We start from the raw sequence: 22,452 nt of genomic DNA, 5'->3' as shown, positions 1-22,452 counted from the left end.
GGGGGCGGTAGCTCAGTTGGTTAGAGCCGCGGACTCATAATCCGTTGGTCGTCGGTTCAAGTCCGACCCGCCCTACTAGTTCCTGGTAGATCCGGTTTCTTCCTAGTGCTACGCCTCTCGGCGCCCCGGGTCATCGTTTATTCATCGTTTATGTCCACGGAAAGGCTCTTGTAGAGCCGATCTGCTCGGTCTCGTCCGGCGATCGCGGGAACAAGAGCGATCTGCCCGGACTTCGGGCCCGATAACGGTCCGATCGAAGTGTCGGTGCTCTGGTGAATGCTTCCACGGACGGCCGCTGAAGCCCCGTCGCGGCGATTGAAGGCGGACAGGGCTCACCGAGTTTCTGCGCGCGCAATTCACACTAGATAGTGTGTCAGATCTAGCCCATGGCCACTATATGTTGTGTTTACTTCGGCGTGTCGACCCAAGTCTTGTCGACCCAGGCTTCATACTGGAGCCGGTAGTGGGCGTCCACTGGCCACCCACGCTAGCCCCGGTAGGAACGGCTTGAAGCGAAAGGCATCCGGTGATCAATCAGGTAACAAATGAGCGCTGGGTGGGCGCCTGCAAGCGCCCACCCAGCCAATCGCGACGGCTGCAACCGTCGACGGAGTCCGATCTGCGCGGCAAAGCACGGAAGGGACTGCTTGATGTTATCCCTCCGGGCTAATGCGGCAACTGAAGGACGACTGTTCAGCCCAGTCGTTTCCGCCGTGGTCGATTTCCTTCCGGGGTGCTCCTCATGACAAGTTTCAAGAGGACCCTGCGCCCTCTCGAACAATCAGTGCTCTTCGAGATCGGCGTTGAAAGTAATCTTGCGAGGGTCGCACTGCCTACCCGGGTAGCCGATCGCCCTGCGAAGAAGGCGCGTGACCGCCGGGACGTATTCAACGGACGGCTACTTGATGGATTGACTTTGGTTGGTCCGCATGACATTCCGAAGATCGACGCCTGCTCACTGGTGCCTGAGCGCCTGATCGCCTTCAGCGAGGCTTCCAGGATGGGCAAGCCAGATCCGGAAGCGTGGGTCCACGGCTATGAAGACGACTACAAGACGGAGCGCTTCTGGTCCTCGCCCGAGCAGTATTTCAAGAAATTCCGCGGATTCGCCGGAGTCATCAGCCCCGACTACTCGACCTACCGGAATCTGCCCAAGGCTCAACAGATTTACAACATCTTCCGTAACCAGTTGCTGGGCGCTCGTATGCAGGCCGACGGTCACAATGTGATTCCCAATGTCCGGCTCAGCGGTCGCAACTCGGTTCCGTATGCCCTCGCGGGAGTGCCCTTACGTTCAACGCTCGCCATCGGGCTATACGGCTGCACAAAGTCGCGGGAGAACCGGCCATGCGTGATTGAAGAGATCCGGATTATTTGCGACACATGTATGCCGACCAGCCTGGTGGTGTACGGGAGCGATGCATACGGTGTGCTCAAATACCCTCTAGCGCGAGGCATTCCAGTTCATGTCTACGCACCCGACAGCTTCCTCCGGTCTTCGTTTAGGAAGGCGGCATGAGCAAGCCACGAAGCCGCCTGATCGCCAGGGCTGATCACGAATTCCGCACTGTCAGGGGATTCACCACGGTCCTGCACTTCGGGAAACAAGCCAAACACATGCCCGGTCAGCCTAATCACGATGCGTCGAAGTCCACGATCACCGTGTCCATTACGGAGTTGCAGCACCTTGTCGAGCTGAATGCCGGCACAGGAACGTGGTACCCCCCAAACCGGGAGGTCGTCGACTTCGGAGTTGTCATCGGTATGCACAGGAACTCGAAGACTGGTCATGCCAGGCCCACCACTCGCGGCACTATTCACTACTCGAAGACCGGTGCTCACATCGTTCCCACCACACCCCATGAGCAGGAGTCGCGATGACTTACTTCCATCCCGAGGAGGAATTCCAGTTCGGAGTCCTCGAGGAATACGACGACAACCATCCCGGCACCCGCTATGTTGTCGAGTTCCCCGACGGGGAGAGTTACGTCTGTCGTTATTTCGCGTCATATGAAAGCGAGAACAGCGGTGAACTAGACATCGAGATCGACGACCGGGGCTACGACGAGTTCTATCAAATCGCGATGAACATTGTCGAGACTATTCGAACCGGACGCCGCAGATACCAAGACGGATTCACGCTGGATTACCGCGATTGGCCGGCCCTGATCAAGGACATCGACAGAGGGACCGTCGTCTACCCTGGGCCCTCGAACTGAGTCGGAGTTGCAGCGCTGGGCGACCGGCGTTGCAGCCCCACCGGCCGTCTGCCCCAGTCCAGCAAATACGGGGAAGGGGGTCGGCCGGTCATCGTTTATTCATCGAGTGTGACCGGGGAACGACCGGAATCGGCAAGCTTCATCAGGTGGCGACACGATCGAAAAGTGCTGCAGTAGTGCGGATTATGGGATTGAATGCAATGTAGACTGGAGCCCCGGCCCGTCAATCCGTTGGTCGTCGGTTCGAGCCCGACCCGCCCTACTAATTCCTGGTAGATCCGGTTTCTTCCCGGATCGGGCAGCGGAGTCGTCGTTTATTCATTGAATATGTCCACGGAAGGGTCGTCTGAGGCGCGATCAGGTGGGCAGCGACCGAGCCGGTTGGGAACAGGGAAGATTCAGTCGGACTACCGGCCCCATAACGGGCCCGTTGGTGAGTTCCGTGGATTCAACCGGGCGTTTCGCGGCTGTGCTGCAGTGCGTCAAGGAAGATGTGCGCCACGTGTTCGTCGGCGAGTCGGTAGACCGAGGTGCGCCCGTCGCGTTCCACCTCCACCAAGCCAGCTGTCCGCAGGGTGCGTAGGTGTTGCGAGGCCAACGGTTGGGAGATGCCGAGTGCCTCGACAATGGCGCTGACGGTGTGGCCCTTCACTGAGAGCAGGTCGATAATTGCCGCCCGCACCGGTGATGCGAGTGCGGCAAAAATCTCGGTCACCCGCCGGTACCTGAGATCAAGGCTGTCGGCTCCGGACCCATCTATCGGGGCGGACCCGCCTTCGGTCATGCGCATCCAGGATGAGTCACCGCTGACGATCAGTGCTCGTCATAGTGATCCCCGTGTGGCGCGTGCCGGTGCGCGCCGTGGAGGTAGTCGACGTGATCCTCATGCGCGATGGCCTCATGTCCGCAACCGTCCCCATGGGTGTGGTCGTGAACCTCGGCGGTGACGTGAGCGCTCACCGTGTGCTCGTCGTAGTGGTCTCCGTGCAGGTGGTGCGCGTGGCCATCGTGGAGGTAGTCGACGTGGCCTTCATGCTCCACCGCGACGTGGCCACAGGACGGCCCGTGGTTGTGGTCATGATCGGAGTGTGTCGAGTGGGCGGTCATGGGATGTTCCTTTCTGGTCGTAATCCCATAATTGCATGCGCATATGCTTATGAAAAGTCGAGCCCGGCCGGCGCTGCTATCCTTAATGACAACAATTATCAATAAGGATTAAGCGTGTAGTTCCCTTCGACCGACAGAGACGAACCGTGAAGCCGGATTGCGCACTGACCATATGTAGAGGGTGTTGCTGCGGCACCGATGACCCGAAACGGGCCGCCGCCCGCTTGGAGTATCTGCGCCAACGGCTTAACTCGGTGCAAGTGCGCACAAGTGATTGCCTGGGGCCATGTGACCGCAGAGACGTGATCGTCGTCCATCCGCACGCTCGCCGCCGCCAACAGGGCCAAGGCCCGGTTTGGCTGGCGAGGATGCACACCAAGCCCGCCATGGACGAATTGATCGGCTGGTTGGAGGCCGGCGGTCCGGGCCAGGCCCTCATGCCGGTTGAATTGACCTACAACGCATTCCGGCCACCATCTCGGCGCAAGCGCTCTCGCCGGGTCGGCTAGAACCACCTCAACCGCGCGACGGAGGTCCATTCGTCGCAATCACGTCAGGCACTAACCCTTGGAGGAGATATGAAACCGGGAATCCATCCCGACTATGGATATGTCGTCTTCCGCGACAAAAGCGCGGACTTCGCCTTCCTCACCCGCTCGACGGCCACCTCGGGCCAGACGATCGAGTGGTCCGATGGCAACACCTACCCGGTGATCGACGTCGAGATCTCCAGCGCGAGCCATCCTTTCTATACCGGTCGGCAGAAGGTTCTCGACACCGCGGGCCGGGTGGCGCGGTTCGAGCAGCGCTATGGGAAAAGGGCGCCCCGCTGATCCCCGATAGCCTGGCGGGGCGGGTCCACCGGCCCTGATACCCCGCGATTAGCCCCCGGGCCTGTATGCTCCCCGCCATCAAAGTCGGTCTCTCGACGGCCTCGGTCTACCCGCTGCGCGCCGAGGCCGCCTTTGCCTACGCCGCCGAATTGGGTTATGACGGCGTCGAGCTGATGGTGTGGGCTGAACCGGTGAGCCAGAACGTGGTTGCGGTAGCGGAACTCTCGCGCCGGTACGGGGTCCCGGTGCTCTCGGTGCACGCGCCGTGTCTGCTGATCTCACAGCGCGTCTGGGGATCCGATCCGATCGCCAAACTCGAGATGAGCGTGGCCGCCGCCGAACGTCTCGGCGCCGCCACGGTGGTTGTGCATCCGCCGTTTCGCTGGCAGCGCCGCTACGCCGAGGGATTCTCCGATCAGGTGGCGCGGTTGGAGCAAAGGGGCGACGTGCTGGTGGCGGTGGAGAACATGTTCCCCTTCCGCGCCGACCGGTTCTTCGGTTCAGGGACTCCTTCGATCGAGCGGATGCGCCGACGTGGCGGGCAACCGGGAGTGGCGGTCTCGGCGTTCGCCCCGTCCTATGACCCGCTTGACGGTGGCCATAGGCACTACACGCTGGACCTGTCGCATACCGCAACCGCCGGCACCGACGCGTTGGACATGGCCCGAAGGATGGGGGCTGGCCTGACGCATCTGCACCTGTGCGACGGCACCGGTGCCGCCACTGACGAGCACCTGGTGCCCGGTCGTGGAACCCAGCCCGCCGTGGAGATCTGCAAAATGTTGGCGGACAGCAACTTTGGCGGCCAGGTGATCCTTGAGGTCAGCACCTCAGGAGCGCGCAGTGCCAACGAGCGACGAGCGCTATTGGCCGAGTCACTGCAGTTCGCGCGCACCCACTTGTTGCGTTGACCGGCATGGCCCGGGGGCCAGCGGCAACGGTCTGCGGTTCAGGGGAAGTCGCCTCGCCGTGTTGGCACCAAGGCCATCGGCACGGTACATTCTTAATGAAAATTGTTTTCATTAAGGAGTGGCGTGATGCGCCTGGCGATAACAGTGCTGGCGGCCTTGGTTCCTGTAGTCCTGGCGTCCGCTGGTTGCGGCACCCGCTCGGACCGCCCGCCGGCCGCTCAGGGTGATCAGCCGGCCGCAGGCGCCGAGCAGCCGCTGATCGTGACCAACTTCTATCCGGTCCAATGGCTGGCGCAGGAGCTAGTCGGCGACCAGGCGTCGGTCATCTCCCTGACACCGGAAGGCACCGAGCCCCACGATTTGGCCCTGGACGCCAGAGACCGCAAGGAAATCGACAAGGCTGACGTTGTTCTCTACCTGGGTGGGGACTTCCAGCCCGACGTGCAGCGGGCGGTCGACCAACTCGGTGCCGGCGCCGCGGCCGAGGATCTGCTCACCGCCCCCGGTGTGGAACTGCTGACCGCCGGTGACATCGGCAAGGAGACACTCGCCGGCGGTAAGGACCCGCACGTGTGGCTGTCTCCGGTGGAGATGATCGCGATGGCCGACGCCGCTGCGGGCACCATCGAAACGGCGCTGCCACAGCTGGCACCGACGGTCGAGTCCAATTTGGCGCAATTACGGACAAGTCTTGAGGGACTCGATGCCCGGTACCGCACGGAGTTGACCAACTGCGACACGCGCGTGCTGGTCACCAGCCATGCGGCCTTCGGCTATCTCGCCGACGCCTACGGCCTGCAACAGGTCCCGATCGCCGGGTTCAATCCGGAAGACGAGCCGGACCCCAAGACGCTGCAGTCCATCGCCGAGATCGCCCGGCAGGACAACGTCAAGACGGTGTTCTTCGAAGACGCTCTGCCGAGTGATCTTTCCCAGACGGTCGCCGATGAGATCGGCGCGCAGGTCAGCTTGTTATCGGCGCTGGAATTCGACCCGCGGGGATCCGTAGGCCCTGACGAGAACTACCTGAGTGTGATGGACGGCAACCTCGACCGGATCGCGAAAGGCCTGGGGTGCCGGGCATCGTGATTCCCGGTGGCGCGGGATCGTCCCCCCGAGCCCCGGTCGAACACATCCGGCGTCTGAAGCTGATCGTGCGGTCAGTGCGTCACCTCGACGAGGACGCGCCGATCCTGGTTCAGCAACTGGCCTGCAGCGAACCCGGCTGCCCCCCAGTGGAAACCGTCATCGCTGACCTCGGCCCGCCGCGGCGGGCCTGGAAGTTCGCCAAGCCGGCCGCCGAAATCGGCCACGAGGAACTCGTGACCGCACTCAACGATCACCCAGGAGGAATCGACCATGACGACCACGACTGACCAGCGGGTACCGGTGACGGTGATCACCGGCTTCCTCGGCGCCGGGAAGACGACGCTGGTGAACCGGATCCTGCGCGAGGAGCACGGGAAGCGGATCGCGGTGATCGAGAACGAGTTCGGGGAGGTGGGAATCGACGACGCGCTCGTCCTCGACGCCGAGGAGGAGATCTTCGAGATGAACAACGGGTGTATCTGTTGCACCGTCCGTGGCGACCTGATCCGGATCCTGTCGGCGTTGATGCGCCGCCGCGACCGATTCGACCAGATCCTCATCGAGACAACGGGTCTGGCCGATCCCGCCCCGGTGGCTCAGACCTTCTTCGTCGACGATGAGATCCGCGATCAGCTGCGGCTGGACGCGATCGTGACGGTCGTCGATGCGGCGCACGTGCTGGACCACCTCGACGAGGTCAAACCGGAGGGCGTCGAGAACGAAGCCGTCGAGCAGGTCGCCTTCGCAGACCGGATGATCCTCAATAAAGTCGACTTGGTCAGTTCCGCCCGGCTGGCCGACGTCGAGGGCCGGCTGCGGGCGATCAACGTCGCCGCCGACATCGTCCGCGCTGAGAACGCCAACGTCGACTTGGACTTCATTTTGGATGTGGGTGCCTTCGATCTGCAGCGGGTGCTGGCCGAGGATCCGGCGTTCCTCGAGCAGACCGATCACCAGCACGACCAGAGTGTGACATCGGTGAGCATCAAGGTGGACGGCGAAGTGGTGGTCGACCGCCTCAACGACTGGCTGGGGGAGTTGCTGTCCACCAAGGGCGTCGACATCTTCCGCAGCAAGGGCATCCTCGCCATTGCCGGGGAGGGAAATCAGTACGTCTTCCAGGGCGTGCACATGCTCTTCGACGGCACCGAAGGCCGACCGTGGCGCGCAGACGAAACACGCACCAACAGGATGGTTTTCATCGGCCGTAACCTCGACCGCACGGAACTCGAGACAGGCTTTCTGGCCTGCCTGGAGCCGGTGACGTGAGCTCCGCGCCGGTGACCGCCCGAGATTGGCGGGTCGAGGTGGACGACGGGGTTGCGGCACTGTCGGCGGCCGAGGACGGCCGCGTCGCCGTAGCGGGAGCGGAGGGCTCACTGAGCCTGATCTCCGCCGAGGGCGAGCTGCACTGCCGCCAGGTGGTATCGACGGGGTGCCTGGCGGCGGCGTGGTCCCCGGACGGGAACCGCGTCGCGGTCGGAACCGTCGACGGGGTGTTGATCGTCGACCCCGCCGGCACGGTGATCGCCGAACACCCGGGCGGATGGTGCTCCTCGGTTGCGTGGAGTCCCGACGGGACTCGCCTTGCCGCCGGGGTCGGCCGCAGCGTCGTCGTCCTGGATGCTACCGGCACAGAGATCTTCAGAGGCGGGCGGTCGAGCACCGTGGCGGCGGTGGCGTGGGTGAACCGTCGGGTCGCCTCGGCCGCCTACGGGGGTGTGCACCTGCACCATGCCTCCAACACCGCCCCCCGCGACCAGATGCCCTTCACCGGTTCGCTACTTGCGCTGTCGGTGAGTCCCGACCGCAAGTGGATTGCCACCGGCAATCAGGATGCGACGCTGCATATCTGGCGGCTCGGCCGCGGTGGCAACGAACTGTCGATGTCGGGCTATCCCAGGAAGATCAGCGCGCTGGCGTTCAGCCCGGACTCCACGCTGTTGGCCTCCGGGGGCGGAAGCGACGTGACGGTCTGGGACTTCACCGGCCGCGGGCCACGCGGATCCACACCGCGGGTGCTGCGCGGTCACGAGGAGGCGGTGGTTGCCATCGCCTGGGCGTCTCGCGGCGGCTTGCTCGCCGGGGTGGCCTCCGACGGCAGCGTCGCGGTGTGGCACCCGGCCCGTGCGCGGCCCGGCCGGCCCGAGCCGGCGATCGACTCGATGCGCCGGGACTCCCCGGCGGCAGCGCTGTGCTGGGACGGGTTGGGCCGGCTGCTGGTGGGCTGGTCTGACTCCACCGTGATGGCCCGTCCTATCGGCGGTGCCGGATGAACCGGCCCGCAACACCGGTACTGGAGACCCGCCGCCTATCGGTCACCTACGGCCGCCGATGCGCCCTGCAGCCGACCGATCTGGCGGTGTGGCCGGGCGAGGCGGTGGCGATCGTCGGGCGCAACGGGAGCGGCAAGTCGTCTCTGCTGCGAGCGCTGTGCGGTATCGAACCGGCAGCGCGCGGCGAGGTGGTCCTGCATGCGGAAAGTTGCCATCACACCGCCAGGACGGTCGAGGTCGCTTACGTTCCCCAACGCTCCGAGGCGCGCTGGGATCTACCGTTCTCGGTCGGTCAGGTGGTGGCAGCGGGGCGCCTTCACAACCGGTGGTGGCGCCGTGGCAGCCACGACGAGAGGGACGCCGTGGGCACCGCACTGGCGGCGGTGGGCCTGGACGATCTCGGTGATCGCTCCGTCAGCGAACTGTCGGGAGGCCAGGCGCAGCGGGTCCTGCTGGCTCGTGCGCTGGTCCAGCAGCCGGACGTGCTGCTGATGGATGAGCCGCTGGCCGGGTTGGACCTGGAGACCGTCGACACCGTGCTGGCACTGATCCAACGCCTGACCGTCGGCGACCTGGCGGTGTGCTGCGTCCTGCACGAGGTCGACATCGCCCGCGGGAGCTTCAGCCGGGTCGTCGCCCTCAGCGGCGGTGCCGTGGTGGCTGACGGGCCGGCGGCCAGCGTGCTCGACGCCGACGGGATCGAGAGCATCTTCTTGCGCCGGGTTGCGGCGTGAACTGGTCCGGGTGGCTCATGGAGCCCTTCGAATACGACTTCATGGTGCGCGCAGCCGTGGCGACCATCGCCGTCTGTATCGCCGCGCCGGCGTGCGGGGTATGGGCGCTCTCGCGGCGCCTGGTGTACCTCACCGACGCGATGAGTCACGGGATGCTGGCCGGGGTGGCCGGTGCGGCCATCATCGGGGGAAGCCTGCTAGTCGGCGGCTTGATCGCGGCGTTGGCAATGGCACTGTTCATCTCGCTGCTGGTCGTCCGGGCCCGGGTGCCCGAAGACGGCGCGATCGGTGTTGTCGGCCAGGGCTTGTTCGCTCTGGGAGTCATCGGCGTCTCCCTGCAGAGCGAACCCCGGGCGCTGGCCCACGTGCTGTTCGGAAATCCGCTCACCGTGAGTCGGTTCGACGTGATCGTCGACGTGGCACTGGTGGTGATCGTCATCGGGACACTCGCCGTGATGAAGCCCGCACTGCTGGCGACGACGTTCGATGCGGTGCACGCACGCACCGTGGGAATGCGCGTCGGGCTTATTGATTCGGCGCTGCTGGTGGTGCTGTCGATGACCGTCGTCGCCGGCCTCGTGACCGTCGGCGTACTGATGGCGGTGACGTTGATCGTCGCGCCGGCGGTGACGGCGCGAATGCTAGGCCGTTCGCTAAACGCCATGTTCGCCATCGCGGTCGCCTCGGGCCTGATGGCCGGCGTGGTTGGTCTGCTCGTCAGCTACCACGCCGGTCTGCCGACCGGTCCCACGGTCGCCCTGCTGGCGGTGGCGCAGGTAGGCGTAGCGGCGCTGTGGGCGCACCCCGCCCGAGCGTCACGGCGAAGCCTGATCCCAGACAGGGCCTCAGCGGCCGCACATTGAAGAAAGGAAAATAGATGGTGTTGAAGCGAATTGCGCTCGGCGCGGCAGGGTTTGCCATAGCCGGCATGATGGCGCTAACGGTGTCTTCGGGCCTTCTTTCGGCACCCGCGGCCGCCGACGAAGCCGACCCGTCAGCTCCGGACGAGTCCTCGGTCACGGTCGACCGCGACCCGCATTCCAACTCGCCGGTCATGCCGACAAGCATCTGTGCTGATCCAACGCTGGCCTGCGAACCGGGGGAGACCCACTGACCGCAGACGGCCCCGGAAAGTTGTCTGTACCGGCTTAGGCCGGCAAACCCGATTCACGGCCGTTTGCGCAGTCATCGTTTATTCATCGAATACGTCCAGGAAACTACCGGAACCAGACGGGTCCAACAGGTTCTCATTGAAGCTTGATTCAATTGGGCCACAGCACTATTCGGACTCCTAAGGAGACGGCCGGAACTCAGTTTCGCTAATCCGTTGGTCGTCGGTTCAAGTCCGACCCGCCCTACAAGTTCCTGGCCCCTACTAGTTCCTGCTAGATCCGGTTTCTTCCTTGTGAACGGATGAACGCGGACACCTTCGGCGTGAGTGGCAATGCCAAGTGGTGGTTTGCAGTTCGACAGCGATCTGCACCATGTAATAATCCGATCGCATCGGCAGCGCTACCGTCAGACCTTCACGCCAGAAGAGCCTCGGGTGTCCGCCAGGCGACGCCCTCGAATCGACCAAAGTCGCTGTCGTAACTGACGATTGTGGCCCGGTGCTCGACCGCCAGGGCCGCAAGGTGCCCGCCGTTGACGAGGTTGCCGCCCGTTCCGACCCGGGTCAGCAACCCGCCCAGAACATCGGCGTGACGGGCCGACGGGCCGACGACCACTGCACCAGGCGCCGCCAGCCACTCGGTGAGCTGTCGGATCGCCTCCGCCGGAAGCAGCGGAGAGGGAAAAAGGCCCACCTTGGTCGTCAGGCGGACGAAGGCGAGCAGGGACACCCAGGAAAACCCGACGATGTCGGCGCCGGACAAAGCCGTGTCAAGCCAACGGCGGCTGGCCCGATGATGCTCACTCGACGAATTGACCGCGTAGAGAAGTACGTTGGCGTCGACGATCTTCATGCGCCCCGGCGCTGACGACCGATCAGTTCCTCGTCTTCCATCTCCGCTGCCACCTGCAGCGCACGGTCTAGGTTGACCGCCGGAACGCCGAGGTCAGCGGTCCGAGTGGTGAAAGGCTTGGGCGCCGGACGCCGCTGCGCGCCTTCCCGGATCGCATCGTTGAGGGCGGTCTTGAACGAGACACCCCGGTCACGCATACGCCGGTGAACCATTGCCAGCGTGTCATCATCCAAGGTCACGGTCGTTCGCACGGTGACAGCATAGCATCACAAAAAGTGATGCCATGCTGTCAAATCACCGCGCTTGGCTGACCGAGGACATGTGGAAGTCCGGGATCCGCAGCGTCGGCATCACCGCCCGGGTGGCCCAATCGCTCCACTCCCGGGGCAGGGTGGTCTCGGCCCGGCCGGCCTCTGCGGCCCGGCGCAGCAGATCAAGCGGGCTCTCGTTGAACCGGAAGTTGTTGACCGCCGCGGTGATCTCGCCGTCCTCGATCAGGTACACCCCGTCGCGGGTGAGCCCGGTGAGCAGCAGCGTGGCGGGGTCGACGGTGCGGATGTACCACAGGGTGGTGAGTAGAAGTCCCCGCTCGGTTGAGGCGACCATCTCGCCGAGATCCTTTGTGCCGCCGGTCATCAGCAGATTGTCGGCGGGCACGGCGGGGGAAACGCCGAACTCGGCGGCGGACGCCCGCGGGTAGACCAGCGACGAGATGGTGCCGTCGCGGATCCAGTCCACCCGGCCGATGTCCATTCCGTTGTCGAACACCGACAACCGATCCGAGCCCGACGCGGTGTGCACGAACGGCGCGCACTCCAGGCCGGCCGCGAACGGATCCGAGTACATCGTCAGGGGCAGGTCCGTGAGCGTCTCCCCCGCTCTGGTCCCGCCGCCCGGCGCCGAGAGCGCGGTGCGGCCCTCCTGGGCGCCGCGGCCGTCCATCGACCAGTTCAGGTAGATCATCATGTCGGCCACCGCCGACGGCGGCATCAGCGTCTCGTAGCGTCCGGCCGGTAACTCCACGGTGCGCCTGGACCAGTCCAGGCGCGTGGACAGGTCGGCCAGCATCGCGTCGACGGGAACGTCGGCGAACCACGGCGTGCCGATCCCGGCCCAGGCGCTGGCATTGCCCCGCTTGGCGTTGACCTCCAGCGACCCGGTCGGCTGGGTGAAGCGGCGCCGCACCCCGGTCGAGGTGGCCAGGAACGTCGTCTCCACGGTGTGGTGGGCGAATCCGTACAGCCGGTCGGATCGGCCGAACGCCGAGGACAGCGCACGGGCGAGTTCGGCGAACGCCCCGGCCCCGGTGCCGGGCAGGGGGTCATCCCAGTCGGCGGGTGAACCGCCGCCGGTCACCAGCGGGACCGCGTCTCGGGCCTCGGGTGCGGTGTGGGCGGCCTTGTCGGCGGCGGCGACCAGTCCGTCGGTGGCGCCGGGATCGACCACGCTGGAGCGCAGCGCGCCGACGTGGGCCCTATCCCCCGTTCGGACAATGGAAACCACCGCGGTGGTGCGACTGGTGGAGACCCCGTTGGTGGTCATCGAATTGCCGGCCCAGCGCAACGAGGCTTCGGATCTGTCGGTGACGATGACGATGGTCTCGTCGCACCGGTTGGTCCGGGCCGCCGACTGCAGCACCAGATCCACGGCATCCTGAGCCGGGATCATCGGCCCCGCCCCGATTCGGCCTCTTCGCCGGCGCTCATCGGCCGGACTCTTCCAGGGTGTTGAGCACATTCACCCCGCGGAACAACGCCGACGGGCAGCCGTGGCTGACCGCGGCGACCTGACCGGGTTGGGCCTTGCCGCAGTTGAACGCTCCGCCCAGCCGCCAGGTCGACGGCCCGCCCACCGCCTCCATGGAGTTCCAGAAGTCCGTGGTGGTGGCCTGGTAGGCGACGTCACGCACCTGACCCTCCAGGCGGCCGTTCCGGATCCGGAAGAAACGCTGCCCGGTGAACTGAAAGTTGTAGCGCTGCATGTCGATCGACCAACTCTTGTCCCCTACGACGTACAGGCCGTTCTCGACCCGGCTGATCAGGTCCTCGGTGCGCAGGTCCACCGGCCCGGGCTGCAACGACACGTTGGGCATCCGCTGGATCGGCACGTGATGGGCGGAGTCGGCGTAGGAACAGCCGTTGGAGCGCTCCATTCCCAGCTTGCGGGCGAACACCCGGTCGAGTTGGTAGCCGACGAAGATCCCGTCGCGCACCAGGTCCCACTTCTGTGCCGCGACTCCCTCGGTGTCGTAACCGATTGTGGCCAAACCATTTTCGATGGTGCGGTCGGCGGTCACGTTCATCACCGATGAGCCGTAACGCATCCGGTTGAGCTTGTCCGGCGTGGCGAACGAGGTACCGGCGTAGGCGGCTTCGTATCCGATCGCGCGGTCGTATTCGGTGGCGTGCCCGATGGACTCGTGGATGGTCAGCCAGAGGTTGGTCGGGTCGATCACCAGATCGGTGGGTCCGGCGACCACCGTTGGCGCCGTGGTCTTCTCGGCGAGCAGCGAGGGCAACTCGGCCAACTCAGCGGTCCAGTTCCAGACGTCGTCCCCGGCGACGGCCTCCCAGCCCCGGCCGGTGGGAGGGGCCAGGGTGCGCATCGACTCGAAGCCGCCCGCGGCGGCGTCGACGCTGACCGCCTCGAGTGCGGGCATGGTGCGCACCCGTTGCTGGGTGATCGACGACCCGAAGGTGTCGGTGTAGAAGATCTGCTCCTTGACGGTGTTCACCATGGCCGAGACGTGGTCCACACCGTCGGAGGCCAGTAGTCGTCCGGAATAGTCCTCGAGGACCGCGATCTTGTCGGCGGTCGGGATGGCGAACGGATCGATCCGGTAGTCCGACACCCATACCGCGTCGCGGTGAACAGGTTCGTCGGCCAGTTCGACGCGGTCGGCGTTGAGGGCGGACAGCGTCACCGCCACACCGACCGCATGCCGGGCGGCCTCGGCCGCGATGTCCGGCGTCAGCCCGGCGTGCGAGGCGAACCCCCAGGTTCCGTCGACGAGCACCCGCACCGCCAGACCGATGTCGCGGTCGAGCACCGCCGACTCCAGTTCGCCGTCGCGCACCTGGATGAACTCGGTGGTGACGGCGTGCACCCGCAGGTCGGCGTAGGCGGCACCGCCGGCGGTGGCCGCCGACAGGGCGGCCTCGGCCAACCGGCTCAGCGGCAGGGCCAGGAAGTCCTCGTCGACTGGACGTGAATTCACCGTTCCACCGTAGCGGGGACGGTACCCTCATCTCGATGCCGCCGAGGGCTGCGCTAACTGCCGCCCAGGCCCTTGACCTCCAGGACGATCGCCAGCACCGAGACCGCCGCGACGATGCCCAGCACCCCCCAGTCGTTGCGCCGCGGCCTCGACGGGGCCGCGGAGATCTGGCCGGTACCGCCGCGGGCGGTGATCGCATCGCCCATCTCGTCGGCCCGCCGCAGGGCCACGGTCACCCCGGCGGCCAGCAGGTCAACCAGGTCGGTCAACCGGCCGCGCCGGCGCGCCCGGCCGTCGGGCATGACCTGCTTGGGCCGCAACCGCCGCGCGGCGTAGAGCAACCGGAACTCGTCGAGCAGCATCGGAAAGGACCGCAACGCCAACGCCAACGCCACCGCCCAGTCGTCGACCGGAACCTTCAGGCGTTTAAGCGGGCGGCCCAGCGCGGCGACGGCCGGCGCCACGTCGGCGACGTTGGTGGTCCAGGAGATCATCGCCCCCAGTGCCAGCAGCACGACCGACAGCGCGGTGAAACGCAGGAACTTCAGCAGGCCGCCGACCTCGAAGTCATGCGAGAGCAACTGCACCACCGGATCCCCGCCGCCCATCGCCGCGGTGACCGCGCCGAACAGCAGAAGCAGCCACAGCCACCGCGGCAGCGACGGCATCGCGCCGCGCGGGATGCGGGCCAGCCGCAACGCCACCACCACCAACAGCGCCATCAGCCCGATGGCGATCCAGCCCGGGTAGAACGACAGCAGCAACGAAACCGCGAAGACCACAAGGAGTTTGGTCCCGGCCCACAACTCGTGGATGAAGGAGGTCCCGGGGACCGGGCGCAGCAGCACCACGGCGCGACGCCGGCGGCTCACCGCACGCCTCCCACCGGGGTCAGCGAACCCCGATCCAGGTGCAGGGTGCGGGGGCACAGCTCCTCCAGGCCGGAGAAGTCGTGCGAGATGACGATGACGGTCAGACCTGCGTTGAGCCGCAGGTCGGTGAGCAGCCGGAGCAGGCCGCGCTGACTGCCGGCGTCCAGTCCGGCCAGCGGCTCGTCGAGGATCAGCGCCCGCGGCCAGCGGGCCAGCAGTCCGGCGATCACCACCCGGCGCATCTGCCCGCCGCTGAGTTGATCGACGCGTCGCCCGGCCAGCGACCCGTCGAGCCCGACGGTGGCCAGCGCCGACATCACCCGGGGAGTGTCGTACGGCGAAAAGCCCGCCGCCGAAGCCACCTCCAGGTCCACCCGGCTGCGCAGCAACTGAAGCCGGGCGGCCTGGAAGGCGACGGCGACATCACCGACGCACTCCTGCGCCGGCCGGCCACCGACCAGACACGAACCGGTGCTGGGCTCGATCAGGCCGGCCATGATCCACGCCAGCGTCGACTTGCCCGATCCGTTGCCGCCGTGGATCAGCACGCCCTCGCCCTCGTTGACGGTGAAGCTGATGTCCCGCAGCGCGGTCTTGGCCCACGGGGTCCCCCCTCCGTAGACGTGGCCGACGCCGCTGCACTCCAACACCGGCTTGCCGCTCCGTCCGACGGGGGTGATCGTGCCGGCGGGCGCGGCGGAGTGCTCGACCATCACCATGTTGTCCTGCGAGTCGCTGAGATTGACCGTGCGGTCGGCGATTTCGGCTTCGCTGTTGTAATGGGTGATCTGAACCAGTGCCATCCGGTGGCGCTGGGTCAGTCCGGAAAGCACGCTGAGCAGTCCGTCGCGGCCGCGTTGGTCGACCATGCTGGTGACCTCGTCGGCGATCAGCATGGCGGGTTGCCGGGCCAGGGCGGCCGCCACCGCGAGACGCTGCAACTCGCCGCCGGAGAGCCCGCCGGTGTCGCGTTCCGCCATGCCCGTCAGTCCGACTTCGTCGAGCACCCGGCCGATGTCGGTGGTGGTCCCCGGCGGCAGCCCCCACACCACGTCGTCGGCGACCCGGCTGCCCAGCACCTGGCTCTCCGGGTGCTGCATCACCACCGCGGTGCCGCCCAACTGCCCCAGCCCGACGGCGCCTGGCCGTTGGATGCTGCCCGAGGTGGGGGCGCGACCGCACAGCAGCAGCATCAGCGTGGTCTTGCCCGACCCGTTGGCTCCGGTCACCGCGATGTGCTCGCCTGCGTCGACGGCCAGGCTCAGCGGACGCAGCGCGTCGTGGGTGGCGCCGGGATAGCGGAACCGCGCATCGGTGAGCCGGACCGGGACGGGTGCCACCGGGCCGCTCTCCACCCATGGCTCGAGTTTGTGGACGTCGGGGATGCCGCGTAGTCGTTCCAGCACCCGGCCCAGTGCCCACCAGCCCACCAGCGACACCAGCACGATGGTGAAGATCGAGTAGGCCATGATCAGCACCGGCCAGTAGTGGATCGCCGTGTTGAACATCGCGCGGGTCTGCTCGGCGGACTGCCGGAAAACCTCCCCGGACACAGGCAGACCGGACATGAAGTTCAAGATGCCGTTGACGTTGGCCGACAGTGAATCGAGCACCAGGGTCCGCAGCCGGACCAGGACCAGCAGCGCCCCGATGATCCAGATCCCGTTGAGGATGCCGGCGACGATGGACACCGCGATCACCGTCGGCGTGCCGCGGCCGCGGCGTTTGATGATGCCGGCCATGCCACCGACGTAGGCGCAGTTGAGGACCACCATGAAACCGCTGATGCCGGCGATCAGGAAGGTGACGGTGGCCGCGGCGAAGGCCGCGGCGAGCAGCACCCGCAGTCGGTAGCGATAGCCGAGCAGTCCCATCGGCACCGCGACCAGCAGTGATACCCCGCCGGCGAACGGCACCACCACAGAGACGATGGCCAGCGCCGCGCTCAGGGCGGCCATCACCGCGGCCTGGGCCATCTCTACCGGGGAAAGCGATTTGGATGGATGCGGTGACGTCGGACTCGCGGGTTGGTGCGCCGGCGCCTCGGGCCGGGTCGACGTCATTGCTCGATTCTGCCAGCAGGGCAGACCGTCACATCCAGACCGTCACATCCAGACCAATGCCTTGTCGTTCTCCCGCGGCAGGGCCAGCGGATGGCGGGCGCCGAGCAGGTTGGCGGTGACGACCCCGCAGATGCGGTACATCGAGATGTCGAAGACGCTGTTGTTCATCGGCTCCTCGATGAGGTACCCGATCCGTTCGGCGACGATGAAGGTGGTCATCAGCAACGCGCCGGTGATGACGCTGCCGACCTCGTGGGTGGTGCCGTCGAGCCGGCTGAACGCCATGATGCCGAAGAACCAGGCGAGGGCTCGGATGAACAGGTCGTAGTGGATCGGCACCGGCTCGTTTCGGATCCGCTCCAGACCGCTCTGCGCCGTCGCCGCGCCGGTGTTGGCGGTCATCAGCAGCACCCGGGCCTGAGCGTCGATGTGGCCGCCGGCGGCGAGGCGCTGGATGTCGGCGGCCTGCCGGTTGAGAAGTTCCACCGCGCCGAGGTCACCCGGGTCCTCGGGGGTCAGCTCCCGCACACCGTCCACCGGCGGGATCCGGCGCAGGTCGGCGGCCAGTTGCCAGCAGTAGCGGACCTGGCGGCGCAGCATCCGGTCGATGGTCTCGGCCACCACCGGTGAGCCGGAGTCGACCGACGTCAGGCCGTTGTGCGTGGTGCGGGAGTTGATGATGATGCCGCCCCACAGCGTGCGGGCCTCCCACCACCGGTTGTAGGCGGTGGTGTTGCGGAATCCGATGAACACCGAGGCGCCGATGCCGAGCACCGACAGCACCGCCGCGGCGTACTCGCCCTGGGCCGCGTCGGGAACCGGCAACAGAACGCAGATCATCACCGCGATCGCCAGGAAGGTGTAGCGCAGTTGCCAGAACACCAGCCCGATCACCCGCAGGGCACCCAGGCGGCCGACGGTTCTGATCACGGGTGGGTGCCTCTGATCGCGGATGGGATCACGGATGGCAGCACGGATGGCAGCACGGATGGCATTGTCGCACTGGGAACCTGGCTCCCCCGGATGGACTCGAACCATCAACCGCCCGATTAACAGTCGGGAGCTCTGCCAATTGAGCTACAGGGGACCGCGCCCGCCCATTCTCGCGGCAGGACGGGTTAGGACTTTAGCCTACCGGGGTCGGGCGGCGCCAAAGCGGCCGCTAAGGCAGGATGGAGGGCCAGCAGCAGTGGGGTCCTCGGAGGGAGCGCCGTGATCGGGTTTGTGGCCGTACTGGCGACGGGCTACGTGTTGGGCACCAAAGCAGGACGTGAACGCTACGAGCAGATCGTCGGGACGGCGCGCGCCGTAGCCGGGCATCCGGCCACCAAGTCGATGATCGACGCCGGCCGGCGGAGGATCGCCGACAAGGTCTCGCCGGACCAGCCGATGGTGATGCTGACCGAGATCGACAGCCAGACGACGGTCGTCCAGCCGCAGCGGGACTGAACCGGCCGGTTACTGGCCGCCGATCGGGGTGTTGATGGTCTGGCCGGGCAGAAGCGGGCCCGTGGTGACGCCGATGCCGCCGGGGCCGGGCAGTCCCACGCCGTAGCCCGGGCCGAGATAACCGCCCTGCGGAGTGCCGATGTAGGTGGGGGTTCCGTTCGAGTAGCCCAGGCAGATGCCGTCGCCCCGGGAGCCGTACCAGGCCAGGCACTTGCCCGTGGCCGAGTCGGTGGTCGAGCCGGTGCCCGGGTCCCCCAGGACGGCCAGTGCGGGTCCGGTCATCGCGGCCACGGCCAGCGCACCCGCGGCGGCGATCCGCCTGATGGGGTTGTTCGCGGTCGCCATACCTGACCTTTCGTCGACGCAGGCTGGTTCGTTAGCCCGACCGGACCACCATAGCGCGATTTGCTAGCCGGTGAGATCGTCGCCGCTGGCCTGCTCGAGCAGGCTGCGCCGGTAAGCCTCCAGCGCCACCAGGTCACCGAACAGGGCGTGGTAGTCATCCCCCTGGTCCACCGGGGACATCCGCTGCAACTTCGACTTGACCTCGGCGATCTGCCGGCCCACCCAGACCTCCTGGATGCGGGCCAGCACCCCGCCGATGTAGCGCGGCAGTTTCTCCTCGTCATCGACCTTGATGGTCTCCACGCCGAGTTCGCTGACCATTCCCGCGGTCGCCGGGTCGGGGGCCTGCTCGCGCACGGTTTCCATCCAATGCGCCCCGGTCAGGCCCGAGGACGTGCCGCCGGCCGCCTCGATCGCGGCCCGCACGGCGCCGTAGCCGGGATGGGTGAAGCTCTCGGGGGTCAGCGAATCGAACACCGGGCCGGCCAGCGCCGGGTACTGCAGCGCCGCCTTGAGGGCCTCGCGCTGCGGCCACAGCGTGGGATCACGGGGATCGGGGCGTGCCACGCCGGTCTCCCGCGGCGGCGGGGCGGCCTGCCGCCCGGCGCCGCGGCCGGCGCCGGGCTTGCGGCCGGCCTCCTCCCGCACCCGCGCGATGACCTGGGCGACGTCGTCCCAGCCGACCCAGCCGGCCAACTGGCGGGCGTACTCGTCGCGCAGGCTGGAGTCCTTGATCTTGGCGACCATCGGCACGCAGTGCCGCAGTGCGGACACCCGGCCCTCGGCGTTGTCCAGGTCGTGTTCGGCCAGGGAGGTGCGGATGGCGAACTCGAACAGCGGGGTGCGCCGCGCCACCAGGTCGCGCAGCGCGCCGTCACCGAAGTGAAGCCTGACGTCGCACGGGTCCATCCCGGCCAATTTCTCGTCTTTGCCGTCCATGGCCACCGCCACGAAGCTCTGCCCGGCCAGGTTCTGCTCCCCGGCGAAGGCTTTGATGGCGGCGGCCTTCCCGGCGGCGTCACCGTCGAAGACGTAGATCAGCTCACCCTTGAAGAACTTGTCGTCCATCATCAGCCGGCGCAGCATCGAAAGGTGCTCGTCGCCGAAGGCGGTGCCGCAGGAGGCAACCGCGGTGGTGACCCCGGCCAGGTGCATGGCCATCACGTCGGTGTAGCCCTCGACCACCACGGCTTGATGGCCCTTGGCGATGTCGCGCTTGGCCAGGTCGATGCCGAACAGCACCGACGACTTCTTGTAGAGCACGGTCTCGGGGGTGTTGACGTACTTGGCCTCGATCACGTCGTCGTCGAAGATCCGCCGCGCGCCGAAGCCCACGGTCTCTCCGCCGGCGCTGCGGATCGGCCAGAGCAGCCTCCGGTGGAAGCGGTCCATCGGGCCGCGACGGCCCTCCCGGGACAATCCGGCGGCCTCCAGCTCCTTGAACTCGAAGCCCTTGCGGATCAGATGCCTGGTCAGCGAATCCCAGCCGGACGGGGCGAAGCCGCAGCCGAACCGGCGAGCGGCGGCGGCGTCGAAGTTTCGGTCGGTCAGGTACTGGCGCGCGGCTGCAGCCTCATCGGATTCCAAAGCCGCGCAATAGAATTCCTGCGCAGCGGCGTTGGCGGCGATCAGCCGGCTGCGACTGCCGCGGTCGCGTTGCACACCCGCGCCGCCGCCGGTGTAGGTGACCGCGTAACCGATCCGGTCGGCCAGCATCTCGACGGCTTCCACGAAGCTGACGTGTTCGATCTTCTGGACGAAGGCGTACACGTCGCCGCCCTCGCCGCAGCCGAAGCAGTGGAAGTGGCCGTGATTGGGCCGGACGTGGAAGGACGGCGACTTCTCGTCGTGGAACGGGCACAGGCCCTTCATCGAGTCCCCGCCCGCGCGGCGCAACTGGACGTAGTCGCCGACCAGCTCCTCGATGCGGATCTTGTCCCGTATCGCGGTGATGTCGCGGTCGGGGATGCGTCCCTTGCGGGCGCCCCCGCCACCCGCCGCAGCCGTCACGGGATTGAGTCTAGGGGCCGGTCATCAAGTCGGGATGTCGGCGTGGATGCGTTCCAGCCGGCCCTCGGTGTACGAGGCGATCTGGTCGACGACGACCCGCATCCGCCCGGCGTCGTCGCCGGCGTCGTTGAAGGCCGGGACGAGCACCGGGTCCAGGGTGGCCGGCGCCCCCGCCAGCAGCCGGTGCGCCACCCGGTGCACCCGTTCCCGTTGGCCGGCCTGCACCGCCAGGTGCCGGGGATCGGACATGATGAACTGCAATGCCAGCGTCTTTAGCACGGCGACCTCGGCCCGCACCGCGGCCGGGACGTGCAGATCGGCCTGGTAGCGCCCCAGCGGCCCGGGGCCTGCCCGCCGGCGGGTTTCGGCGATGGCCGCCGAGGCGAACCGGCCGACGAATTCGCTGGTGAGCCGCTTGAGAGCGACTGAGGCAGCCAGCGTCGCATCGTATTTTCCGACCGCGGTCACCACCGGAAGCTCGGAGAGGCGCCGGGCGGCGGCCTCCAGGTCGTCGGGGTGGGCACCGGAGCCGTACACCGACGTGCCGAGCCCGGCCAGCGTGGCGGCTGCGTCGTCGTCGGCCAGCACCCTCAGGTCGATGCGACCGGACACCACGCCGTCCTCGACGTCGTGGACCGAGTAGGCCACGTCGTCGGCCCAGTCCATCACCTGCGCCTCCAGGCACGCCCGCCCGGCCGGGGCGCCGGCCCGCATCCAGTCGGCGATCGTGGCGTCGTCGGCGTAGAAGCCGAACTTGCCGCCGCCGGCCGGCCGCTGCCAGGGGTACTTGGTGACCGCGTCGAGGGCGGCGCGGGTCAGGTTGAGCCCGACGCTGGCGCCGGCAGCGTCGAGAACCTTCGGTTCCAGCCGCGTGAGGATCCGGAAGTTCTGGGCGTTTCCCTCGAAACCGCCACAGCCGGTGGCGAATTCGTCCAGCGCGCGCTCGCCGTTGTGCCCGTACGGTGGATGGCCGATGTCGTGGGCGAGACCCGCCATGTCCACCAGATCGGGGTCGCAGCCCAGGGCGACGGCCATCCCGCGCCCGATCTGGGCGACCTCCAGGGAGTGGGTCAGCCGGGTGCGCGGGGTGTCGCTCTCGCGCGGGCCGACCACCTGCGTCTTGTCCGCCAGCCGGCGCAGCGCGACGCTGTGCAGGACCCGGGCCCGGTCGCGGGCGAAGTCGGTCCGGTGTTCGGCGCCGGTCCCCGGCAGGGTCGCCGACTTACCGGGTTCGGGCACCACCCGTTCCCGATCCTGCTCGCCGTAGCAGCCGCGGTTGGTCGTCATCGTCACAGCAGTCTGCCAGTACGCCCACCCACGCCCACGGCCGACGGCGACGGGTTTTTGCTGGCATCCGGCGCTG

Annotated in this window: 25 protein-coding genes and 2 tRNA genes; 14 read left to right on the top strand and 13 right to left on the bottom strand. The window is 67.0% G+C overall.

The window, feature by feature from the left end; translation table 11 throughout:
- Position 1: 1 nt before the first annotated feature.
- The 4 genes from ADBZ5U_RS01730 (at position 2) to ADBZ5U_RS01715 (ending at position 2,219) form a co-directional block, all read left to right on the top strand.
- Positions 2 to 75 (top strand) — tRNA-Ile (locus ADBZ5U_RS01730).
- 667 nt (positions 76 to 742) lie between these two features.
- Positions 743 to 1,519 (top strand): DUF4417 domain-containing protein, encoded by a 777-nt coding sequence (locus ADBZ5U_RS01725; RefSeq protein ID WP_526261711.1) that lies wholly within the window; start codon positions 743 to 745, stop codon positions 1,517 to 1,519.
- Entirely contained in the window at positions 1,516 to 1,881 is a 366-nt protein-coding gene (locus ADBZ5U_RS01720) for a polymorphic toxin type 50 domain-containing protein (RefSeq protein ID WP_509665895.1), read from the top strand. Before ADBZ5U_RS01725 ends, ADBZ5U_RS01720 begins: the two co-directional genes overlap by 4 nt.
- On the top strand, positions 1,878 to 2,219 hold the full coding sequence (locus tag ADBZ5U_RS01715; protein WP_509665896.1) for a hypothetical protein: 342 nt from the start codon (positions 1,878 to 1,880) through the stop codon (positions 2,217 to 2,219). Before ADBZ5U_RS01720 ends, ADBZ5U_RS01715 begins: the two co-directional genes overlap by 4 nt.
- Before the next feature lie 448 nt (positions 2,220 to 2,667).
- Here the strand turns inward: ADBZ5U_RS01715 and ADBZ5U_RS01710 are convergent, their stop codons facing one another.
- Together ADBZ5U_RS01710 and ADBZ5U_RS01705 are read right to left on the bottom strand one after the other, a co-directional pair.
- Positions 2,668 to 2,934: an ArsR/SmtB family transcription factor gene (locus ADBZ5U_RS01710; RefSeq protein WP_509665897.1), complete on the bottom strand. Its 267-nt coding sequence runs from the start codon at positions 2,932 to 2,934 to the stop codon at positions 2,668 to 2,670.
- Between the two features lie 98 nt (positions 2,935 to 3,032).
- On the bottom strand, positions 3,033 to 3,326 hold the full coding sequence (locus ADBZ5U_RS01705; RefSeq protein ID WP_526261708.1) for a hypothetical protein: 294 nt from the start codon (positions 3,324 to 3,326) through the stop codon (positions 3,033 to 3,035).
- A gap of 578 nt (positions 3,327 to 3,904) precedes the next feature.
- Here ADBZ5U_RS01705 and ADBZ5U_RS01700 point away from each other — a divergent pair.
- The 9 genes from ADBZ5U_RS01700 to ADBZ5U_RS01660 all read left to right on the top strand — a co-directional run bounded on the left by ADBZ5U_RS01700 (position 3,905) and on the right by ADBZ5U_RS01660 (position 10,283).
- Positions 3,905 to 4,159 (top strand): type B 50S ribosomal protein L31, encoded by a 255-nt coding sequence (locus tag ADBZ5U_RS01700; protein WP_526251188.1) that lies wholly within the window; start codon positions 3,905 to 3,907, stop codon positions 4,157 to 4,159.
- Positions 4,160 to 4,224: 65 nt separating this feature from the next.
- A complete protein-coding gene (locus tag ADBZ5U_RS01695) occupies positions 4,225 to 5,070 on the top strand; it encodes a sugar phosphate isomerase/epimerase family protein (protein ID WP_526261706.1) in 846 nt (281 codons plus the stop codon).
- Between the two features lie 126 nt (positions 5,071 to 5,196).
- A complete protein-coding gene (locus ADBZ5U_RS01690; protein ID WP_526261704.1) occupies positions 5,197 to 6,159 on the top strand; it encodes a metal ABC transporter substrate-binding protein in 963 nt (320 codons plus the stop codon).
- Between the two features lie 65 nt (positions 6,160 to 6,224).
- Positions 6,225 to 6,446, top strand: a complete 222-nt coding sequence (locus tag ADBZ5U_RS01685; protein WP_509666013.1) for a hypothetical protein — start codon at positions 6,225 to 6,227, stop codon at positions 6,444 to 6,446.
- Entirely contained in the window at positions 6,430 to 7,428 is a 999-nt protein-coding gene (locus ADBZ5U_RS01680; RefSeq protein ID WP_526261701.1) for a CobW family GTP-binding protein, read from the top strand. The genes ADBZ5U_RS01685 and ADBZ5U_RS01680 overlap by 17 nt, the downstream gene beginning before the upstream one ends.
- An 11-nt stretch (positions 7,429 to 7,439) precedes the next feature.
- Positions 7,440 to 8,435, top strand: a complete 996-nt coding sequence (locus ADBZ5U_RS01675) for a WD40 repeat domain-containing protein (protein ID WP_526261699.1) — start codon at positions 7,440 to 7,442, stop codon at positions 8,433 to 8,435.
- Positions 8,432 to 9,169, top strand: coding sequence for a metal ABC transporter ATP-binding protein (locus tag ADBZ5U_RS01670; RefSeq protein ID WP_526261697.1), 738 nt, complete (start codon positions 8,432 to 8,434; stop codon positions 9,167 to 9,169). Before ADBZ5U_RS01675 ends, ADBZ5U_RS01670 begins: the two co-directional genes overlap by 4 nt.
- A gap of 17 nt (positions 9,170 to 9,186) precedes the next feature.
- Positions 9,187 to 10,032, top strand: a complete 846-nt coding sequence (locus ADBZ5U_RS01665) for a metal ABC transporter permease (RefSeq protein WP_526261695.1) — start codon at positions 9,187 to 9,189, stop codon at positions 10,030 to 10,032.
- Between the two features lie 14 nt (positions 10,033 to 10,046).
- Positions 10,047 to 10,283 (top strand): hypothetical protein, encoded by a 237-nt coding sequence (locus tag ADBZ5U_RS01660; RefSeq protein ID WP_509666039.1) that lies wholly within the window; start codon positions 10,047 to 10,049, stop codon positions 10,281 to 10,283.
- A gap of 412 nt (positions 10,284 to 10,695) precedes the next feature.
- On the opposite strand, the gene ADBZ5U_RS01655 is transcribed toward ADBZ5U_RS01660, so the two are convergent.
- The 8 genes from ADBZ5U_RS01655 to ADBZ5U_RS01620 all read right to left on the bottom strand — a co-directional run bounded on the left by ADBZ5U_RS01655 (position 10,696) and on the right by ADBZ5U_RS01620 (position 18,372).
- Positions 10,696 to 11,133 carry a type II toxin-antitoxin system VapC family toxin gene (locus ADBZ5U_RS01655; RefSeq protein ID WP_526261693.1) on the bottom strand — a complete coding sequence of 146 codons (438 nt, stop codon included), beginning with the start codon at positions 11,131 to 11,133 and terminating at the stop codon, positions 10,696 to 10,698.
- A complete protein-coding gene (locus tag ADBZ5U_RS01650) occupies positions 11,130 to 11,384 on the bottom strand; it encodes an antitoxin (RefSeq protein WP_526261691.1) in 255 nt (84 codons plus the stop codon). Before ADBZ5U_RS01650 ends, ADBZ5U_RS01655 begins: the two co-directional genes overlap by 4 nt.
- A 43-nt stretch (positions 11,385 to 11,427) precedes the next feature.
- On the bottom strand, positions 11,428 to 12,801 hold the full coding sequence (locus ADBZ5U_RS01645) for a metallopeptidase TldD-related protein (protein ID WP_526261689.1): 1,374 nt from the start codon (positions 12,799 to 12,801) through the stop codon (positions 11,428 to 11,430).
- A gap of 34 nt (positions 12,802 to 12,835) precedes the next feature.
- The gene (locus tag ADBZ5U_RS01640; protein ID WP_526261687.1) at positions 12,836 to 14,350 is read right to left on the bottom strand and encodes a metallopeptidase TldD-related protein; all 1,515 of its coding nucleotides are present in this window, start codon (positions 14,348 to 14,350) and stop codon (positions 12,836 to 12,838) included.
- A 53-nt stretch (positions 14,351 to 14,403) separates the two neighbouring features.
- Positions 14,404 to 15,222 (bottom strand): energy-coupling factor transporter transmembrane component T family protein, encoded by an 819-nt coding sequence (locus ADBZ5U_RS01635; protein ID WP_526261685.1) that lies wholly within the window; start codon positions 15,220 to 15,222, stop codon positions 14,404 to 14,406.
- Entirely contained in the window at positions 15,219 to 17,285 is a 2,067-nt protein-coding gene (locus ADBZ5U_RS01630; protein WP_526261683.1) for an ATP-binding cassette domain-containing protein, read from the bottom strand. Before ADBZ5U_RS01630 ends, ADBZ5U_RS01635 begins: the two co-directional genes overlap by 4 nt.
- A gap of 42 nt (positions 17,286 to 17,327) precedes the next feature.
- Positions 17,328 to 18,215, bottom strand: coding sequence for a bestrophin family protein (locus ADBZ5U_RS01625; RefSeq protein ID WP_526261681.1), 888 nt, complete (start codon positions 18,213 to 18,215; stop codon positions 17,328 to 17,330).
- A gap of 81 nt (positions 18,216 to 18,296) precedes the next feature.
- Positions 18,297 to 18,372: transfer RNA gene (locus ADBZ5U_RS01620), tRNA-Asn, on the bottom strand.
- 125 nt (positions 18,373 to 18,497) lie between these two features.
- Between ADBZ5U_RS01620 and ADBZ5U_RS01615 the strand changes: the two genes are divergently transcribed.
- Positions 18,498 to 18,734 (top strand): hypothetical protein, encoded by a 237-nt coding sequence (locus tag ADBZ5U_RS01615; RefSeq protein ID WP_526261679.1) that lies wholly within the window; start codon positions 18,498 to 18,500, stop codon positions 18,732 to 18,734.
- Positions 18,735 to 18,743: 9 nt separating this feature from the next.
- Here ADBZ5U_RS01615 and ADBZ5U_RS01610 read toward each other — a convergent pair whose 3' ends face one another.
- From ADBZ5U_RS01610 to ADBZ5U_RS01600, 3 genes are all read right to left on the bottom strand, one after another.
- Positions 18,744 to 19,079, bottom strand: coding sequence for a DUF7155 family protein (locus ADBZ5U_RS01610; protein ID WP_526261677.1), 336 nt, complete (start codon positions 19,077 to 19,079; stop codon positions 18,744 to 18,746).
- A 63-nt stretch (positions 19,080 to 19,142) separates the two neighbouring features.
- On the bottom strand, positions 19,143 to 21,089 hold the full coding sequence (dnaG, locus tag ADBZ5U_RS01605; protein WP_526261675.1) for a DNA primase: 1,947 nt from the start codon (positions 21,087 to 21,089) through the stop codon (positions 19,143 to 19,145).
- A gap of 24 nt (positions 21,090 to 21,113) precedes the next feature.
- On the bottom strand, positions 21,114 to 22,376 hold the full coding sequence (locus ADBZ5U_RS01600) for a deoxyguanosinetriphosphate triphosphohydrolase (protein WP_526261673.1): 1,263 nt from the start codon (positions 22,374 to 22,376) through the stop codon (positions 21,114 to 21,116).
- Positions 22,377 to 22,452: the final 76 nt, after the last annotated feature.

Source organism: Mycobacterium sp., from assembly GCF_040398885.1.
Lineage (GTDB): Bacteria > Actinomycetota > Actinomycetes > Mycobacteriales > Mycobacteriaceae > Mycobacterium.
Note: the sequence above shows the minus strand (reverse complement) of the source record. Positions and strands in the feature narration are given on the sequence as shown.

What these genes read in the sequence shown, in the direction of transcription:
- ADBZ5U_RS01725 (WP_526261711.1), top strand. Translation starts at nt 743, where the DNA reads ATGACAAGTTTCAAGAGGACCCTGCGCCCTCTCGAACAATCAGTGCTC.
- ADBZ5U_RS01720 (WP_509665895.1), top strand. Translation starts at nt 1,516, where the DNA reads ATGAGCAAGCCACGAAGCCGCCTGATCGCCAGGGCTGATCACGAATTC.
- ADBZ5U_RS01715 (WP_509665896.1), top strand. Translation starts at nt 1,878, where the DNA reads ATGACTTACTTCCATCCCGAGGAGGAATTCCAGTTCGGAGTCCTCGAG.
- ADBZ5U_RS01705 (WP_526261708.1), bottom strand. Translation starts at nt 3,326, where the DNA reads ATGACCGCCCACTCGACACACTCCGATCATGACCACAACCACGGGCCG.
- ADBZ5U_RS01700 (WP_526251188.1), top strand. Translation starts at nt 3,905, where the DNA reads ATGAAACCGGGAATCCATCCCGACTATGGATATGTCGTCTTCCGCGAC.
- ADBZ5U_RS01695 (WP_526261706.1), top strand. Translation starts at nt 4,225, where the DNA reads ATGCTCCCCGCCATCAAAGTCGGTCTCTCGACGGCCTCGGTCTACCCG.
- ADBZ5U_RS01690 (WP_526261704.1), top strand. Translation starts at nt 5,197, where the DNA reads ATGCGCCTGGCGATAACAGTGCTGGCGGCCTTGGTTCCTGTAGTCCTG.
- ADBZ5U_RS01680 (WP_526261701.1), top strand. Translation starts at nt 6,430, where the DNA reads ATGACGACCACGACTGACCAGCGGGTACCGGTGACGGTGATCACCGGC.
- ADBZ5U_RS01670 (WP_526261697.1), top strand. Translation starts at nt 8,432, where the DNA reads ATGAACCGGCCCGCAACACCGGTACTGGAGACCCGCCGCCTATCGGTC.
- ADBZ5U_RS01665 (WP_526261695.1), top strand. Translation starts at nt 9,187, where the DNA reads ATGGAGCCCTTCGAATACGACTTCATGGTGCGCGCAGCCGTGGCGACC.
- ADBZ5U_RS01660 (WP_509666039.1), top strand. Translation starts at nt 10,047, where the DNA reads ATGGTGTTGAAGCGAATTGCGCTCGGCGCGGCAGGGTTTGCCATAGCC.
- ADBZ5U_RS01655 (WP_526261693.1), bottom strand. Translation starts at nt 11,133, where the DNA reads ATGAAGATCGTCGACGCCAACGTACTTCTCTACGCGGTCAATTCGTCG.
- ADBZ5U_RS01645 (WP_526261689.1), bottom strand. Translation starts at nt 12,801, where the DNA reads ATGATCCCGGCTCAGGATGCCGTGGATCTGGTGCTGCAGTCGGCGGCC.
- ADBZ5U_RS01630 (WP_526261683.1), bottom strand. Translation starts at nt 17,285, where the DNA reads ATGACGTCGACCCGGCCCGAGGCGCCGGCGCACCAACCCGCGAGTCCG.
- ADBZ5U_RS01610 (WP_526261677.1), bottom strand. Translation starts at nt 19,079, where the DNA reads ATGGCGACCGCGAACAACCCCATCAGGCGGATCGCCGCCGCGGGTGCG.
- ADBZ5U_RS01600 (WP_526261673.1), bottom strand. Translation starts at nt 22,376, where the DNA reads ATGACGACCAACCGCGGCTGCTACGGCGAGCAGGATCGGGAACGGGTG.